Here is a 14539-nt window from a genome sequence, read left to right on the forward strand (position 1 = left end):
GAGGATCAAGGAGGCCGCAGGCGCGTTCCGCCTGCGGCCTCCATCTATTTCGCCACCCACACCGTGACAGGGATCGGGAATACTCGTTGGGGTGAACGTGAGGCGATGGGGCATGTGCGTGCTGGCCGCAGGGCTGGCCCTTGCGCTGGCCGGCTGCGGTGACGACAGCGAGCCGAAGAAGCCGGAGGCGGCGGCGTCGGAGGACACCTACCCCGTGTACGCCGCGACCATGGACCCCGTCGAGGCAGCCATGACGTTCGTCCCCGCCGGCGCCAAGACGCTGGCGGTGACCGACTACGACGAGGTGAAGTCGCTCTTCGGGCTCGACGACATCACCAGCCGGTCGAGCCCCGCGGGCCAGAGTGACCTGTGGAACCGCGCTGACAAGGAGGCCGCCCAGGTCAGCGGTGGTCTGCTGCGTGGGGTCGACCAGCGCCTGCGCGACATCTACAAGTGGGGCGCGGCCGATGTGACCTGGGAGGCCAGGTTCACCGGCGGCGGCAAGGACGGGTACGTCATCAAGGTCTCCGACCGGGTCAAGCCGGAGAAGGCGATCAAGGCGGGCGTCGGCCCGCTGAAGGGCGCGAAGTTCGACCCGGAGACCCACCTGATCACCAAGAACACCGCGACCCCGGACGTGGAGAGCTGGGCCGCACAGGAGGTGCTGGTCGCGGTCACCGGAGGCCCCGCCACCTCGACGTACGTCGTCAAGGGCTGCGCCGCGGGCGGGCCGAAGGAGAAGACCAGGCTGGCGCCGGTCGAGGCCTACTCGGTCGAGTTCGGCGGAGGGCTGGCCACCCTGCGTCTCGGCGAGGACCGTGACGACCTGTTCTACCGGCTGAAGCTGGGCGATCAGGTCGCGGCGTACAAGGAGGTCTTCACCAACGGTGTCGCGGATCCGGCCACGGGGCGGATCGGGTTCCGGGTGGCGAGCCCGGTGACCGCCGCCACGCTCGTCACCACCGAACCCGTCCCATTCGCGGTCTGCGACTAGGCCCCCGTACTCTGGGAGCTGCTATGGCCGCCCAGACGAGTCCCCCGCGAAGTATCTTCTCCCCCAGGTTGTGGGGTGCGCACGCGCTGGTGGTGATCTTCGTGACCGGGGCGGTGCTGCTCGGGGTGTGGCAGTACCAGTCGAGCCAGCAGGACAAGCAGGACCAGGTCGCGCAGCTGGTGCATGCGAAGCCGAAGGCGTTCACTGACCTGATCGGCCCCAACGACGCCTTCCCGTGGGAGCAGATCGGCCGCCCCGTGACCGTCTCCGGGATCTGGATGCCCGAGGAGACCATCTTCATCGACGGGATGGAGCGAGGCTCTCAGGTCGGCTTCTGGGCCGTCACGCCGGTGCTCGTCGAGGACACCGAGTCGGCCGTCTACGTCGTGCGTGGCTGGACCCCCGAGGTCGGCACCGCGCCGCCCGCGCCGCGCGGTCACGTCACCGTCACCGGTTGGCTGCAGCCCAGCGACTGGACCGACGTCGCCGACGACCGCAAGTCCGACAACGTCTTCCCGCAGCTGGATGTCTCCGACCTGATCTCGCGCACGAGCTACGACCTCTACAGCGCCTACATGGTGCGCTCGCCGGCCGAGGACGACTGGCCGGCCAGCGCGATGCCGGTCAACGACGGCGCCACGGACGTCGCCGACGTGCCCGCCCCGCAGCTGCCCGAGCCGGAGGCCACGACCGGGCTGCGCAACCTCCTCTACGCGATCGAGTGGTGGCTGTTCGGCGTCTTCGCGATCTACGTGTGGTGGCGCTACGTGCGGGACACCCTGCGCCGACCCGACGACAGCGACGAGAGCGACGACGAGGACGGCGAGGACACGATGCCGACCCCTGAGAAAGCGCCTCAGGAAAGCCACGTACCCTCCAAGGCGTGAGTCTTTCCGGCAATCTGACTGCCTATCGGATCATGGCCACCATCGTGGGTGTGCTGCTCGTCGTACTGTGCCTCATCGGCCTGCCGCTCCACTACGGCTATCTGGTCAGCGATGCGGCGTGGCTGGCCAAGGACAGCGGCGCCGGCTGGCAGCTGGGTGCCGACATCTCGCAGTACCTCGGTGTCGCGCACGGCTGGCTCTACATGATCTTCCTGCTGACCGCGTTCCTGCTGTCACGCAAGGCGGCCTGGCCGATGCCCTTCACCATCGTCACCGCTCTGTGCGGCACCATCCCGGTGCTCAGCTTCTGGGCCGAGCACCGCGCCACCAAGCTGACGCGGGTCGCGATGGAGGCCTCAGCCGCCTGATCTCGACCCTCTGTGTGGGAGGATCGAGGAGTTACATCCCGTACCAATCCCAATGTCGGAAGGGCAGGTCATGGCTGACCAGAAGGCCATCCTCCACACCAATCACGGTGACATCACGATCACCTTGTTCCCCAACCATGCTCCGGAGACGGTCGCCAACTTCGTCGGCCTCGCAACGGGGACCAAGGAGTACACGGACGACGCCGGCCGCTCCGGTGTTCCCTACTACGACGGTCTCGGCTTCCACCGGGTCATCGACGGGTTCATGATCCAGGGCGGTTGCCCGCTGGGCACCGGTACGGGCGGCCCGGGCTACACCTTCAAGGACGAGCCGCACCCCGAGCTCACCTTCGACAAGCCCTACCTGCTCGCGATGGCCAACGCCGGCCCCGGCACCAACGGCTCGCAGTTCTTCATCACCACCGGCCAGGCGCCGTGGCTGAACTTCAAGCACACCATCTTCGGTGAGGTCGCCGACGAGGAGTCGAAGAAGGCCGTCGACTCGATCTCCAACACCAAGACCGGGGCGATGGACCGCCCGGTCGAGCCGGTCGTCATCGAGACCGTCGAGATCGTCTAGTTGTCCGACTCGACACCGGTCGGGGTGCCGGTCTGCTACCGCCACCCCGACCGTGAGACCCACATCAGCTGTCAGCGCTGTGGGCGTCCCATCTGCCCTGACTGCATGGCCAGCGCCTCCGTGGGCTTCCAGTGCCCCGAGTGCGTGAAGGAAGGCCACAAGTCCGTACGCCAGCCCAAGCGCTTCACCGGCGCGCGGGTGAGCTTCCGGGCGCTCCCGGTGACCTTGTCGCTCATCGGCGTCAACGTCCTGGTCTGGCTGAGCATCATCCTGACCGGTGGATCCGGGTCGAGGATCGCGGACTTCTTGGCGATCCGGTTGCAGGGCTACTGCCTCACGCCCGACGGTGGGTTCGCGGTGCCGAACGACGTCTGCCGGGCGAGCGGCTACACCTGGATGCCAGGTGTCGACGACGGCGCGTTCTGGCAGCTGCTGACCTCGACGTTCACCCACGTCTCGCTCATCCACCTGGCTGTGAACATGCTGTCGCTCTACATGCTCGGCTCGTTCCTCGAGCCGATCGTCGGCCGGCTGCGGTTCCTGGTCTTCTACCTGATCTCCGGCCTGGCGGGCTCCGCCCTGGTGGTCTGGGCGTCGGCACCGGCCGGTTCGACCGTCGGCGCCTCGGGCGCCATCTTCGGTCTCCTGGGTGTCCTGGTGGTGCTCTTCGTCAGGGCGGGCCAGTCGCTCTCTCCACTGCTGCCGGTGCTCCTGATCAACGCGGGCATCACCTTCTTCGGCAACGGCATCTCCTGGCAGGGCCACGTCGGTGGCTTCATCGGAGGTCTCGTCGTCGCGGGCATCTTCACCTCGCTCCGGGCCGACCGGAAGGCGCCGTTGCAATGGGCTGCTCTTGGTGGCTTCGCGTTGGTGCTGCTTGCCCTGATCGGCGTACGGATCGCGCTGTTCTGATGCCTTCGAGGTAGGTGTTTTCGGGGCGTTTTCACGTCGTGGACAAATCCACAGGTGTGGATGGGCCTGTGGAGAACTACACCCGTGTAACGCAAAGCGGCGCAAACCAAAGGTTTGCGCCGCTTTCGAGGTCTACCGAGAGGGTCACTCCCATTTCGTGGCGAAGGTGAAGCCCACCGCCATGAAACCGATGCCGACCAGGAGGTTCTTCTGACCCAGGTCGTTGAAGACCCAGATCTTGTCCAGGTGGTCGTTGGCGAAGATGTAGAAGACGCAGATCCAGATCAGGCCGATGACGAAGCAGCCGAGCATGCCGACGACGACGCCGCGACCGCGGCCCAGCGGTGTCTTCGGGTGGGCAGAGACGGCCAGGCCCAGGAAGAGCAGGACGAAGCCGATCAGGTAGTTCCAGTCCTCGAGCTTCTGCATGAACTTCGGCCCGGTGAAGTCGCCACCGACCTCGTTGGGGCGAACCCCGACGTAGTAGTAGGCGATCCAGCCGATGCCGAGGGCGATCAGCAACAGGGCGACCCCGAAGCGGGGAGTCAAGAGTGGCTCCTTGGGAAGGTCGAGATCACTCTTCTTCGAGAGCTTGAGCTTGGCCACGGGTGATGCTCCTCAGACAAATGTGATTGCTGCGCATACCCTAATGGTCGTGAGCTCCGGAACCCAGGGTAACCCCACCTCTAGACCAAAGCGCTGGTCCCGCCTGACCTCGTGGAGGGTCGGCACGCCCGTCGTGGTGCTGCTCTGTGGCGGCCTGCTGGCGGTGAGCTTCGTGAACGCCGACGGCACCGACCTGCGTCCGGGACGCTACGAGGACCTGGCGACCCTGGTCGACGGGGAGAGGATCCGCTACAACCGCCTCGAGGCCCAGCTGGCCGACCTGCAGAGCCAGGTGGACCATCTCACCAGCGGCGTCACCGACAAGGACGTCAAGAAGCTCCAGCACCAGTCCGCGCGGCTCGCCGACCCGGCCGGCACCTCCGACCACAGCGGCGCCGGCATGCAGATCGTCCTGGGCGACGCGCCCTCGGAGGTCCAGGAGAGCTACACGGGAGACGACCCCAACTCGCTCGTCGTGCACCAGCAGGACATCCAGGCAGTCGTGAACGCGCTCTGGGCCGGTGGCGCCGAGGCGATCACGATCGCCGGCAAGCGGATCATCACCACCACCGGCATCAAGTGCTCCGGCAGCACGGTGCAGCTCGACGGCGTCCCCTACCCCCAGCCGTACGTCATCGAGGCGGTCGGTGACCCCGACCGGCTGCAGGCCGCGATCGACCGGGACAACCACGTGCAGAACTACCAGGCCGACGCCCGCGACCCCAACGTCCAGATCGGCTGGTTCCTCAAGCCGCTGACCTATCTGACCGCTCCGGCCTACGACGGCCTGCTCGACGTGAAATACGCGAAGCCCCTGCCTCAGGAGGACTGAGGCAGGGGCTTCGGCGAGGGCCGGGCTACGGAGCCGACGGGGCGCTCGGGGGGAGCGCCGGGTCACAAGTCGGCGGGTCGCCCGGGTCGGCGGTCTGAGTGGCCGACGCCGACGGGTTGGCCGGGTCCGTCCCGGGCACGAGTGTCTGACAGCTCGGCAGGGCCTCCTCCTTCGTCGAGACGAAGATGATCACCTGGCCGTCCTGCGCGAGCGGAGTGCCCTTGGCCGGCGTCTGCTCGACGACGGTGTCCTTGGGCTTGTCCGTGTTGGGCTCGTCCTTGCGGACCGGTGTGAAGCCGGCGTTGCGGAGGATCTCCTCCGCCTGCTCGGCCGTCTTGCCGACGACGTTGGGGACCTTGTTCGGGCCCTCGGAGACGGTGAGGGTGACGACGGTCGACTTGCCGGTGGTCACGCTCTCGCCGTCGACGGGGTCGGATTCGATCACGGTGCCCTTGGCCTCGTCGGACTCCTCCGTCTCGACCTTGACCGTGAAGTTGTAGGGGTCCCCCTCGAGGAGCTCCTTGGCCGTCTTCTGTGGAGACCCGATCACGTTGGGCATCTCCCGGTTGGGCGGACCGGTGGAGACCGTCAGGGTGACGGTGCTGCCCTCCTCGACGTCCTGACCGGCGGACGGGTCCTGGGAGATCACGACGCCGACCGCGACGGTGTCGCTCGGCTCCCGCTTGACCTCAACCTTCAGCTTGGCCGCGCTCAGCTCGGTCCTCGCCTTTTGCTCGGTCAGACCGGTGACGTCGGGTGCGGGCGTGGTCTGCGGGCCGAGGGCCGCAGGCAGGTAGTAGGCACCCAGTCCGATGAGGCCGATGATGACCAGACCGAGCAGTACGAGCACCCATGGGCGCGGGCCCTGGGGCTGGTCGTCCTGAGGCGGGTAGTAGCCACCGTTGGTGGGATCGCCGTCATAGGGGCCGACCGCGCGGTTCTGGGCGACCTGGGTCTGGTCGAAGCTCGGCGGCACCGTCGCCTGGACTGGACGCCCGGCGAGGTAGCGCTCGATGTCGGTGCGCATCGCCTGCGCGGACTGGTAGCGATCCTCGACCCGCTTGGCCAGCGACTTCATCACGATCGCATCGAGCTCACGGGTCAGCGTCGGGTCATGGGCCGAGGGAGGCTGGGCCTGCTCGCGGACGTGCTGATAGGCCACCGAGACCGGCGAGTCGCCGACGAACGGCGGACGACCGGTGAGCAGCTCGTAGAGGAGGCAGCCGGCCGAGTAGACGTCGGACCGGGCGTCGACCTGCTCGCCACGGGCCTGCTCGGGGCTGAGGTACTGGGCGGTCCCGACCACCGCCGCGGTCTGGGTCATCGTGGACTGGGCGTCGTTGAGCGCCCGGGCGATGCCGAAGTCCATCACCTTCACGTCACCGGCCGGCGTCAGCATGACGTTGCCCGGCTTGATGTCGCGGTGGATGATCCCGTTGCGGTGGCTGTAGTCGAGCGCGTTGAGTACGTCGGAGCTGATCTCCAGCGCCCGCTCGGGCAAGATCTTGCGACCCTCACGGAGTACGTCGCGCAGCGTGCGGCCGGCGACGTACTCCATCACGATGTAGGGCTGGGCGACGCCGTCGTCGGACTTCTCCTCGCCGGTGTCGTAGACCGACACGATCGAGGGGTGGTTGAGCTTGGCCGAGGACTGCGCCTCGCGCCGGAAGCGCGCCTGGAAGGTCGCGTCGCTGGCGAGATCGACCCGCAGCCGCTTGATCGCGACCACGCGGCCGAGCCGGTGGTCGGTGCCCTTGCGGACCTCCGCCATGCCGCCTCGGCCCAGGAGCTCGCCGACCTCGTAGCGACCGGCGAGGAGAGCTCCCTCAGCCATTGCCGCCCCCGTTGCCGTTGCCGTTGCCGTTGGTGTTCTCGTCGCCCGGGAGCTCAGGGAAGACCCAGCCGTCGGAGGACTCTCCGTCGGTCGGCTCCTCCTCGTCGCTCTCTTCCTCGTCGGGCTCCTCGGCGGGAGGCTGCTCGACCACGGGGCGCTCGCCGTAGTAGCGGATGGTGATCGGGTCGCCCTCGTAGAGGTTGCGGGTCGGGTCGAGGCCGGAGACCGTGTCGGGCTCGTAGCTGCCGTCGTTGTCCTGGACCGCCACCTTGACCTTCAGCCCGAGGTCGCCCAGCTCGGCGCGCACCTCATCGACGTTGCGGCCGACGTAGTCGTCCTCGTTGATCTCGACGGCCTTCGGCTCCTCCTCGGGCTCCTCAGACGGAGTGGGCTTCGCGGAGGCCGATGGGGTGGTGGACGTGTCGTTGGCCGGAGTCTTCGGATCCCCGGCGAGGGTCGCGATGATCCAGATGACCGCGATGATCACGGCCACGAGCATCAGGATGACGACGATGTTGAACGGCTTCTTGTACCAGGGCTTCTGCTCGTCGTCCTCGTCGTAACGGTCGTAGGGGTCCTGGTAGCGAGGCGGAGGCGGGCCCTCGGGACCGCCGGCGGCGCCCTGCATGCCGACATAGTTCCGAGTGGGCGATGGCACCGGGTCCATGACCGACGTGGCGGTAGCGTCGCCGGGCACCGCCGCGGCGACGACGGTGGCATCGGCGTCCGGGTCGGCGGCGCCGTGACCGACCATCGCGCTGGTGAACGCGGCCGCGTCGGCGTAACGGAGGGTCGGGTCCTTCTGGAGGCTCCTCATCACGATCGCGGCCAGATCGGCCGGGACGTGGTCGGGCAGCGGCGGGACCGGGTCGTGCAGGTGGGCGATCGCGGTCGCGACCGGGGTCTCCTTCTGGAACGGCCGGTAGCCGGCCAGGCACTCGAAGGCGACCACACCGAGGGAGTAGACGTCGGAGGCCGGCGTGGCCTTCTCGCCACGGGCCTGCTCGGGGCTGAGGTACTGCGGCGTGCCCATCACCTGGCCGGTGCCGGTGATACCGGTCGAGGCCTGCGCGCGGGCGATACCGAAGTCGGTGACCTTCACCTTGCGCTGCGGGGTGATCAGGAGGTTGGCGGGCTTCACGTCACGGTGCACGATGCCGGCCCGGTGGGCGGCGGCCAGCGCGTCGCCGGCCTGACCGAGCAGGTCGCGGACGACCTCGGGGGCCAGGGGCCGCCCATCACGGATGAGCTCCGAGAGCGGCTTGTGGTCGACGAGCTCCATCACCAGGAACGGCCGCATCAGGCCGGAGGCGGTCGGCATCTCGCCGACGTCGTAGACGGCCACCACGTTGGGGTGGTGGAGCGCTGCGGCGTGCTTCGCCTCGGACTCGAACCGGGAGCGCCCGATCGGGTCCTCGGCGTGCTCGGGCTTGAGGAGCTTGATCGCGACCTCGCGGTTGAGGGTCGTGTCGGTCGCCCGCCACACCTCGCCCATCCCGCCGGTGCCGATGAGCTCGTGGAATACGTAACGACTCATGAGATCGCTGCCTCCATCATGGCCTTCGCGATTGGGCCGCCCAGCCGTCCGCCGGCGATTTCGCTGCGTTCGGTGCCGCTCTTCTGGACCATCACAGCAACCGCGATGGACGGGTTCTCCGCCGGGGCGAACGAGGTGAACCAGGCGTACGGCGGCTTGTCCGGCGTGGTCTGCGCGGTGCCGGTCTTGCCGGCGACGCTCACACCGTCGATCGATGCCGCCTCGGCGGTGCCGTTCTCGACGGTGCTGACCATCATGTCGGTCAGGATCTCGGCGGTGTCCTGCGAGACTGCGGGCTGGTTGTCGATCGTGGTCGGGTTGCCCTGGTCGATGACGTCGAGCGAGGAGGAGGTGACCCGGTCGACGAGGTAGGGCTTCATGACCTCGCCACCGTTGGCGATGCCCGCTGAGACCATCGCCATCTGCAGCGGGGTCGCGATCACGTCCTGCTGGCCGATGGCGGCACGGGCCTGCTTGGCCTTGTCGCCACCGTTGTCGGGGTACTGGCTGATCGCCAGAGGGCCGATGTCGTCGAGGTAGTCCTGGCCGAACCCGAACCCCTCGGCCTGGTCCTGCATCTCCTCGTCGGAGAGCTCCATACCGAGAGAACCGAAGGCGGTGTTGCACGAGACCTCGAGAGCGCGGGTGAGCGTGATCTCCTCGCCGCCGCAGCTGGTGCCGTTGAGGTTGGGCAGGTCGGTGTCGGTGCCGGGCAGGTCGAGCGAGGCGCCGCCGTAGACCATGCTGTCACCGTCCATGCCGAGGTTCTCGATCGCGGCCGCGGCGGTGACCAGCTTGAAGGTCGAGCCCGGCGGCAGGGCCGTCTGGATGGAGCGGTTGAGCAGCGGCTCGGCGTCGTCCTTCGAGAGCTGGTTGTAGGACTTCTGCGCCTCGCCGATGTCGTTGTTCGCCAACCGATCCGGGTTGTAGGTCGGCGTGGTGGCCATGGCCAGGATTCGGCCGGTCTTCGGCTCGATCGCCACGGCCGCGGCCTGGACGTCCTCGCCGAGAGCGGTCAGGCCCTCGTACGCAGCGTCCTGGACCTTCGGGTCGATGGTGAGCTCGACGTTGCCACCGGCCGGCTCCGAGTTGGTGACCAGGTCGACGAGCCGGTTGGTGAAGAGCTTGTTGTCCTTGCCCGACAGGACCGAGTCCTGGGAGCGCTCGATCCCGGTCTGGCCGTAGGAGTAGGACATGAAACCCGTGATCGCGGCGTACTTCTTGCCGCCGGGGTAGGTGCGCTGCCACTCGAACTTGCCGTCGCTCGGCACGCTGGTGGCGACGGCCTTCTTGCCGACCAGGATGTCGCCGCGCTGTTGCGAGTAGGCCGCCTCGGTGACCCGTCGGTTGTCAGCGCGGTCGTTGTACCAGTTGGCCTTGAAGAACTGGACGTACGTCAGGTTCAGCATCAGCGCCACGAAGAGGATCAGGCAGCCGACGCTGAGCGTGCGGATGGGGCGGTTCACTTGTTCATCGCCCCTTTGTCGAGCTTGACGATCTGGGTCTCCTCAGCGGCGAGATCTTCATCGGACGGCGCCGTCGGCAGTGGGCGGCGGGACTGGTCCGAGACGCGCAACAGCAGGGCGACGATCACCCAGTTGGCGACCAGCGAAGATCCACCATACGAGAGGAACGGTGTGGTCAGACCAGTCAGCGGGATGAGCCCGGTCACGCCGCCGACGACGACGAAGGTCTGCAGCGCGACCGAGGTGGCCAGGCCGACGGCGAGCAGCTTGCCGAAGTCGTCGCGGGCCACGATCGCCGTGCGCAGGCCGCGCTCGACGATCAGGCCGTAGCAGAGCAGCAGCGCCAGGAGCGCGGTCAGACCGAGCTCCTCACCGATCGCCGGGATGATGAAGTCTGAGTTGGCGTAGGGGATTCGCCAGGGCTCGCCGGAGCCGAAGCCGCGGCCGATCATGCCGCCCCAGGCCATCCCGAACAGGCCCTGGACGAGCTGCTCGGAGGAGGTGCCGTTGAGCGGCTCGGGGTAGTAGTCGAACGGGTTGAGCCAGGTCAGCACCCGGACACGGACATGGCTGAAGAGGCTGATCGCGGCAAAGACTCCGCCGGCGAAGAGCACGCCGCCGACGACGATCCAGCCCTTGCGCTCGGTCGCCACGTAGAGGGTCACCACGAAGAGGCCGTAGAAGAGCAGGCTGGAGCCGAGGTCGCGCTGCAGCACCAGGATCGCGAGGCTGATCACCCACATCATCAGCAGCGGGCCGAGATCGCGGCCACGGGGCAGGTCGATGCCGGCGAACCGGCGTCCGGCCAGCGCGAGGGCGTCGCGGTGGACCGCCAGATAGCCGGCGAAGCAGATCACCAGCAGCACCTTGGCGACCTCGCCGGGCTGGAAGCTGACCGGCCCGAGGTTGATCCAGATCCGGGCGCCGTTGATCTGCTTACCGATGATCGGGAGCATCGGCAGGATCAGCATGACCACCGCGCCGAGGCCGGCGGTGTAGGTGAACCGCTGCAGCATCCGGTGGTCGGGCACCACGAAGAGCGTGATCAGGAACAGCACCACGCCGATCGTCATCCAGATCAGCTGCTGGCGGGCGAAGGCGTCGGTCTCGCTCGCCCCCGCGGCCAGGTCGAGCCGGTGGATGACGGCCAGACCGAAGCCGTTGAGCATCGCCACCAGCGGAAGCAGCACCGGGTCTGCGTAGGGAGCCAGCAGACGTACGCCGATGTGGGCCGCCACCAGCAGCGCGACCAGCCAGGTGCCGTAGCCGACGATGTCGACCGGGATCTTCTCCTGCACCCCGAGGCCGACCGCGGCGTAGGCCCCGATCCCGACCGCGAGGGCCAGGATCAGCAGGACCAGCTCCGCTCCCCGCCGTGACCGGTGGACGAAGACGGGCATGGAGCTCGCCGGGGTGAAACCGCTCATGCCGCCACCTCGCTCATGACCCGCTTCCCGCGTCGGCGGCGCTCTGGTCGGCCAGGGACTGCACCTTCTCCTGGGCGCCGGCCAGGTCCTTGCTGTGGATGCCGTCCTCGAGCTGGTTCTGGTAGGTCTCGGCCAGGTCGGCGACCTTCAGGTCAGAGGTCTGGTAGGGCTCGGAGAGGTCGAGGCCGATCATCGTGGTGGGTACGCCACGGAAGATCGTGACGTTGCCCTCCTGCTCGCCGATGTACCACTGGTTCTGCGACCACACGAACGCGGTCGCGACAGCGATCCAGATGACACCAAAAAGGGCCAGCAGCCCGAAGGCCCAGCGCAGCTTCAGATACTTGACCGGCGCCTGGAGCGCGTAGCGCATCTCCTCCGGGTCGGCGGCGATCGCACCGTCGGGGATCTCTTCGTCGATCGGGTCCAGCTCGCCGGTGTCGCCCATCCGGTGACCGCGGAACAGGGCGGTCATCTGACCGGTCTTGGTGGTCTTCCGCTTGAGCTCGGCCGCCGCACCCACCATCTGGGCCTCGAGGCCAGGGGACGGGATGGTGTCGCTGGGCACCACGTCGGCGACCACGCAGGTCACGTTGTCGGTGCTGCCGGAGTCGAGGGAGACACGGACCAGCTCGACGGCTGCGTACTCGGGCGTGCCGGTGGCCAGGATGTCGGCGATCCGCGGGTCGTCGACGTAGCCGCAGACACCGTCGCTGCAGAACATCAGTCGGTCGCCGGCGGCGAGGTCGACGATGAACAGGTCGGGCTCGAGCTCGCGGGTGCCGTCGAGGGCCTTGAGGATCAGGTTGCGGTGGGGGTGGGTCTTGGCCTCCTCCTCCGTGATCCTCCCCTCGTCGAGCAGCGTCTGCACGAAGGTGTGGTCGTGGGTGACCTGGTGGATCGCGCCGTTGCGGAGCAGGTAGGCACGGCTGTCGCCGACGTGGCCGACGGTCAGCTTGGCGCCGTCGAAGAGGCCGACGGTCGAGGTCGTGCTGGTGCCGTTGAGCGTCGGGTCGTGGTCGACCAGGTGGCCGATCTCGTCGTGGGCCATGTGCAGCGCGTGGGAGACCAGGCCGATCAGGTCGTCGTCGACCAGCCCGAAGACAGGCTCCTCGTCGAGCTTGCGCAGCTGCTGGACGGCCGTGCTGGAGGCGATGTCACCGCGGGCAGCGCCGCCGACGCCGTCGCAGACGGTCAGCAGCCAGGGGCCGGCGTACCCGCTGTCCTGGTTGTCCTTGCGCACCCGGCCGACGTCCGAGACCGCCGCGTATTCGAGGCGGAAGGGTCGTCCATCGGCGGTGCCGGGGTGAGCAGCAGGGTCGGGGGTGGGGTCGGTCGCAGCGGTCACTTGCGCAGCTCCAGGATTGTCTTACCGATCCGCACCTGGGTCCCGAGAGAGATGGCGGTCGGCTGGTTGATCCGGACGGACCCGATGTAGGTGCCATTGGTCGATCCGAGGTCCTCCACGAACCACTGGTCGCCGGAGACGGCGATCCGGGCGTGGCGGGTGGAGGCGTAGTCGTCATCGAGGATGATCGCGGCATCGCTGCCGCGGCCGATGACGATGGGGGCCTGCGAGAGAGGCACGGTCACCCCGGCGTTGGAGCCGGTGGTGACGGCCACATGCGTGGGTACGCCGCGCCGCGGTGCTCTCGCCGCCGCAGCGGCCTTGCCGCGAGCCGGTGGGGCTGCGGGCTGGCCGCCGGCAGAGGCGTTGGTGACCCGCGCGCCGAACATGTCGGAGCGGATCACCGACAACGCGGCCAGCACGAAGATCCACAGGATCGCCAGATAGGCGACCCGGATGAGAAACAGGGTCAGCTCGCTCAACGGCGCTCCTCCACGATATGCGCGGTGATGACGGTGGTGCCGATGCGCACCTGAGAGCCGTCGTCCAAGGTGGCACTCGCCATCTTCTGCCCGTTGACCAGCATGCCGTTGGTCGAGCCGAGGTCATAGACCTCGACGCGCACACGGTCGCCGGCCTGCTTCGAGCGGAACTCGATGTGGCGGCGGCTGATGCCCGGGTCGTTGATGCGCAGGTCGGCGTCGGTGCCTCGACCCACGACGAGGTTGCCGTGGAGGGGGTGCCGGGTGCCGTTGATCTCCAGGTAGGCCTGCGCGCGGCTCACCTGGGTGTCGCTCATGTCTGCGCCCGAGACCGCCGCCTGGGCGCGGCTGCGCACCCGGAACCGGCCGATCGTCAGGTCCTTCGCCTCGCCGAACTCGATGCTCACGCGACCGGGGAAGACGAACCCCTGCGCCTCGGCGTGGTCCATCAGCTGGCGCTTCAGCTCTTCCTTGAGGTGGGGTCCGTAGGACTCCAGCTTGCCCAGGTCGCTGGCGGACAGCTCCACGAAGAAGTCGTTGGGGACCAGCCGCCGCTGGCGGCTGAGCACCTGGGCGTTGTTGTCGATCTCGCGCTGGAGCGCGGCGACGATCTCCACCGACTTCACCTCGGACCGGAACGCCTTCGCGAAAGCGCCTGAGATGAGCTGCTCCAACTTCTGCTCGAACTTCTGCAGGCCGCTCACGTCGTTGCGCTCCTCTCAGGTGCCGGGGTGGGCCGGTCGGGGTGGGTGGTCAGTCGCGTACGGGCACAGTGGTCCCCGCGATTCGGCCCGATCGTATCGGTGCACCCTAGGGGATCTGCCACTTCCCGCATTCTGCGTGGTTTCGATCCTCCCACGATCCGGTGACCACCAGCGTCAAGGTGGGCGGGGTGCCGTCGTTTTGGGTCGATGGGTGCGCGTCGGCTAACGTTTCCTCTGCTGCACGCGCGAGTGGCGGAATAGGCAGACGCGCACGGTTCAGGTCCGTGTGTCCGAAAGGACGTGGGGGTTCAACTCCCCCCTCGCGCACCACCACTGAAGCCCCAGGGATGCCCTGGGGCTTCGTGCATTTCAGAACCCAATTTTTCAAGAACGCGGTCGATCATCCGCCAAACGTGACGGGCGCAGCCGATTGCGACGCTCGGCGTACGTGACCGAAGACTGGAGCCCTGCGATGCCGAACCGTCCCGACACCCACGCCCGGACCATGTTGCCGATCCCGGACCGACCAGCCTCGGCCCCGGAACGACCCCGGACGACCCGG

Annotated in this window: 14 protein-coding genes and 1 tRNA gene; 7 read left to right on the forward strand and 8 right to left on the reverse strand. The window is 68.0% G+C overall.

Going from position 1 to position 14539, the window contains the following annotated elements; genetic code table 11:
* The first annotated feature begins 91 nt into the window (after positions 1 to 91).
* The 5 genes from ACFU7D_RS01325 (at position 92) to ACFU7D_RS01345 (ending at position 3741) form a co-directional block, all read left to right on the forward strand.
* Complete coding sequence (locus tag ACFU7D_RS01325; protein WP_378862272.1) at positions 92 to 994, forward strand: hypothetical protein; 903 nt, start codon at positions 92 to 94, stop codon at positions 992 to 994.
* 23 nt (positions 995 to 1017) lie between these two features.
* Positions 1018 to 1881, forward strand: coding sequence for an SURF1 family protein (locus ACFU7D_RS01330; protein ID WP_378862275.1), 864 nt, complete (start codon positions 1018 to 1020; stop codon positions 1879 to 1881).
* The gene (locus ACFU7D_RS01335; protein ID WP_218131261.1) at positions 1878 to 2249 is read left to right on the forward strand and encodes a DUF3817 domain-containing protein; all 372 of its coding nucleotides are present in this window, start codon (positions 1878 to 1880) and stop codon (positions 2247 to 2249) included. Before ACFU7D_RS01330 ends, ACFU7D_RS01335 begins: the two co-directional genes overlap by 4 nt.
* Positions 2250 to 2319: 70 nt before the next feature.
* Positions 2320 to 2829, forward strand: a complete 510-nt coding sequence (locus ACFU7D_RS01340; protein WP_091044367.1) for a peptidylprolyl isomerase — start codon at positions 2320 to 2322, stop codon at positions 2827 to 2829.
* A 105-nt stretch (positions 2830 to 2934) separates the two neighbouring features.
* Positions 2935 to 3741 (forward strand): rhomboid family intramembrane serine protease, encoded by an 807-nt coding sequence (locus ACFU7D_RS01345; RefSeq protein WP_378725071.1) that lies wholly within the window; start codon positions 2935 to 2937, stop codon positions 3739 to 3741.
* A gap of 144 nt (positions 3742 to 3885) precedes the next feature.
* On the opposite strand, the gene ACFU7D_RS01350 is transcribed toward ACFU7D_RS01345, so the two are convergent.
* The gene (locus ACFU7D_RS01350; RefSeq protein WP_378862282.1) at positions 3886 to 4347 is read right to left on the reverse strand and encodes a cell division protein CrgA; all 462 of its coding nucleotides are present in this window, start codon (positions 4345 to 4347) and stop codon (positions 3886 to 3888) included.
* A 43-nt stretch (positions 4348 to 4390) separates the two neighbouring features.
* Here ACFU7D_RS01350 and ACFU7D_RS01355 point away from each other — a divergent pair, with 43 nt between their 5' ends.
* The gene (locus ACFU7D_RS01355) at positions 4391 to 5179 is read left to right on the forward strand and encodes a DUF881 domain-containing protein (RefSeq protein ID WP_378862285.1); all 789 of its coding nucleotides are present in this window, start codon (positions 4391 to 4393) and stop codon (positions 5177 to 5179) included.
* Between the two features lie 25 nt (positions 5180 to 5204).
* Here ACFU7D_RS01355 and pknB read toward each other — a convergent pair whose 3' ends face one another.
* Genes pknB through ACFU7D_RS01390 form a run of 7 tightly spaced genes read right to left on the reverse strand, consistent with a single transcriptional unit; the run spans position 5205 to position 13977 of the window.
* Positions 5205 to 7013, reverse strand: a complete 1809-nt coding sequence (gene pknB / locus ACFU7D_RS01360; RefSeq protein ID WP_378862288.1) for a Stk1 family PASTA domain-containing Ser/Thr kinase — start codon at positions 7011 to 7013, stop codon at positions 5205 to 5207.
* A complete protein-coding gene (locus ACFU7D_RS01365; RefSeq protein ID WP_378862291.1) occupies positions 7006 to 8550 on the reverse strand; it encodes a protein kinase in 1545 nt (514 codons plus the stop codon). Before ACFU7D_RS01365 ends, pknB begins: the two co-directional genes overlap by 8 nt.
* The gene (locus tag ACFU7D_RS01370) at positions 8547 to 10016 is read right to left on the reverse strand and encodes a peptidoglycan D,D-transpeptidase FtsI family protein (protein WP_378862294.1); all 1470 of its coding nucleotides are present in this window, start codon (positions 10014 to 10016) and stop codon (positions 8547 to 8549) included. Before ACFU7D_RS01370 ends, ACFU7D_RS01365 begins: the two co-directional genes overlap by 4 nt.
* On the reverse strand, positions 10013 to 11443 hold the full coding sequence (locus ACFU7D_RS01375; RefSeq protein WP_378725060.1) for an FtsW/RodA/SpoVE family cell cycle protein: 1431 nt from the start codon (positions 11441 to 11443) through the stop codon (positions 10013 to 10015). Before ACFU7D_RS01375 ends, ACFU7D_RS01370 begins: the two co-directional genes overlap by 4 nt.
* 13 nt (positions 11444 to 11456) lie before the next feature.
* Entirely contained in the window at positions 11457 to 12791 is a 1335-nt protein-coding gene (locus ACFU7D_RS01380; RefSeq protein WP_378862299.1) for a PP2C family protein-serine/threonine phosphatase, read from the reverse strand.
* The gene (locus ACFU7D_RS01385) at positions 12788 to 13273 is read right to left on the reverse strand and encodes an FHA domain-containing protein (protein WP_091043923.1); all 486 of its coding nucleotides are present in this window, start codon (positions 13271 to 13273) and stop codon (positions 12788 to 12790) included. Before ACFU7D_RS01385 ends, ACFU7D_RS01380 begins: the two co-directional genes overlap by 4 nt.
* Entirely contained in the window at positions 13270 to 13977 is a 708-nt protein-coding gene (locus ACFU7D_RS01390; RefSeq protein WP_378725056.1) for an FhaA domain-containing protein, read from the reverse strand. The genes ACFU7D_RS01385 and ACFU7D_RS01390 overlap by 4 nt, the downstream gene beginning before the upstream one ends.
* 243 nt (positions 13978 to 14220) lie before the next feature.
* Between ACFU7D_RS01390 and ACFU7D_RS01395 the strand changes: the two genes are divergently transcribed.
* A tRNA-Leu gene (locus ACFU7D_RS01395) sits at positions 14221 to 14307 on the forward strand.
* The last annotated feature ends 232 nt before the right edge of the window (positions 14308 to 14539 follow it).

This window comes from Nocardioides sp. NPDC057577, assembly GCF_042801335.1.
In the GTDB taxonomy this organism is placed as follows: Bacteria; Actinomycetota; Actinomycetes; order Propionibacteriales; family Nocardioidaceae; genus Nocardioides.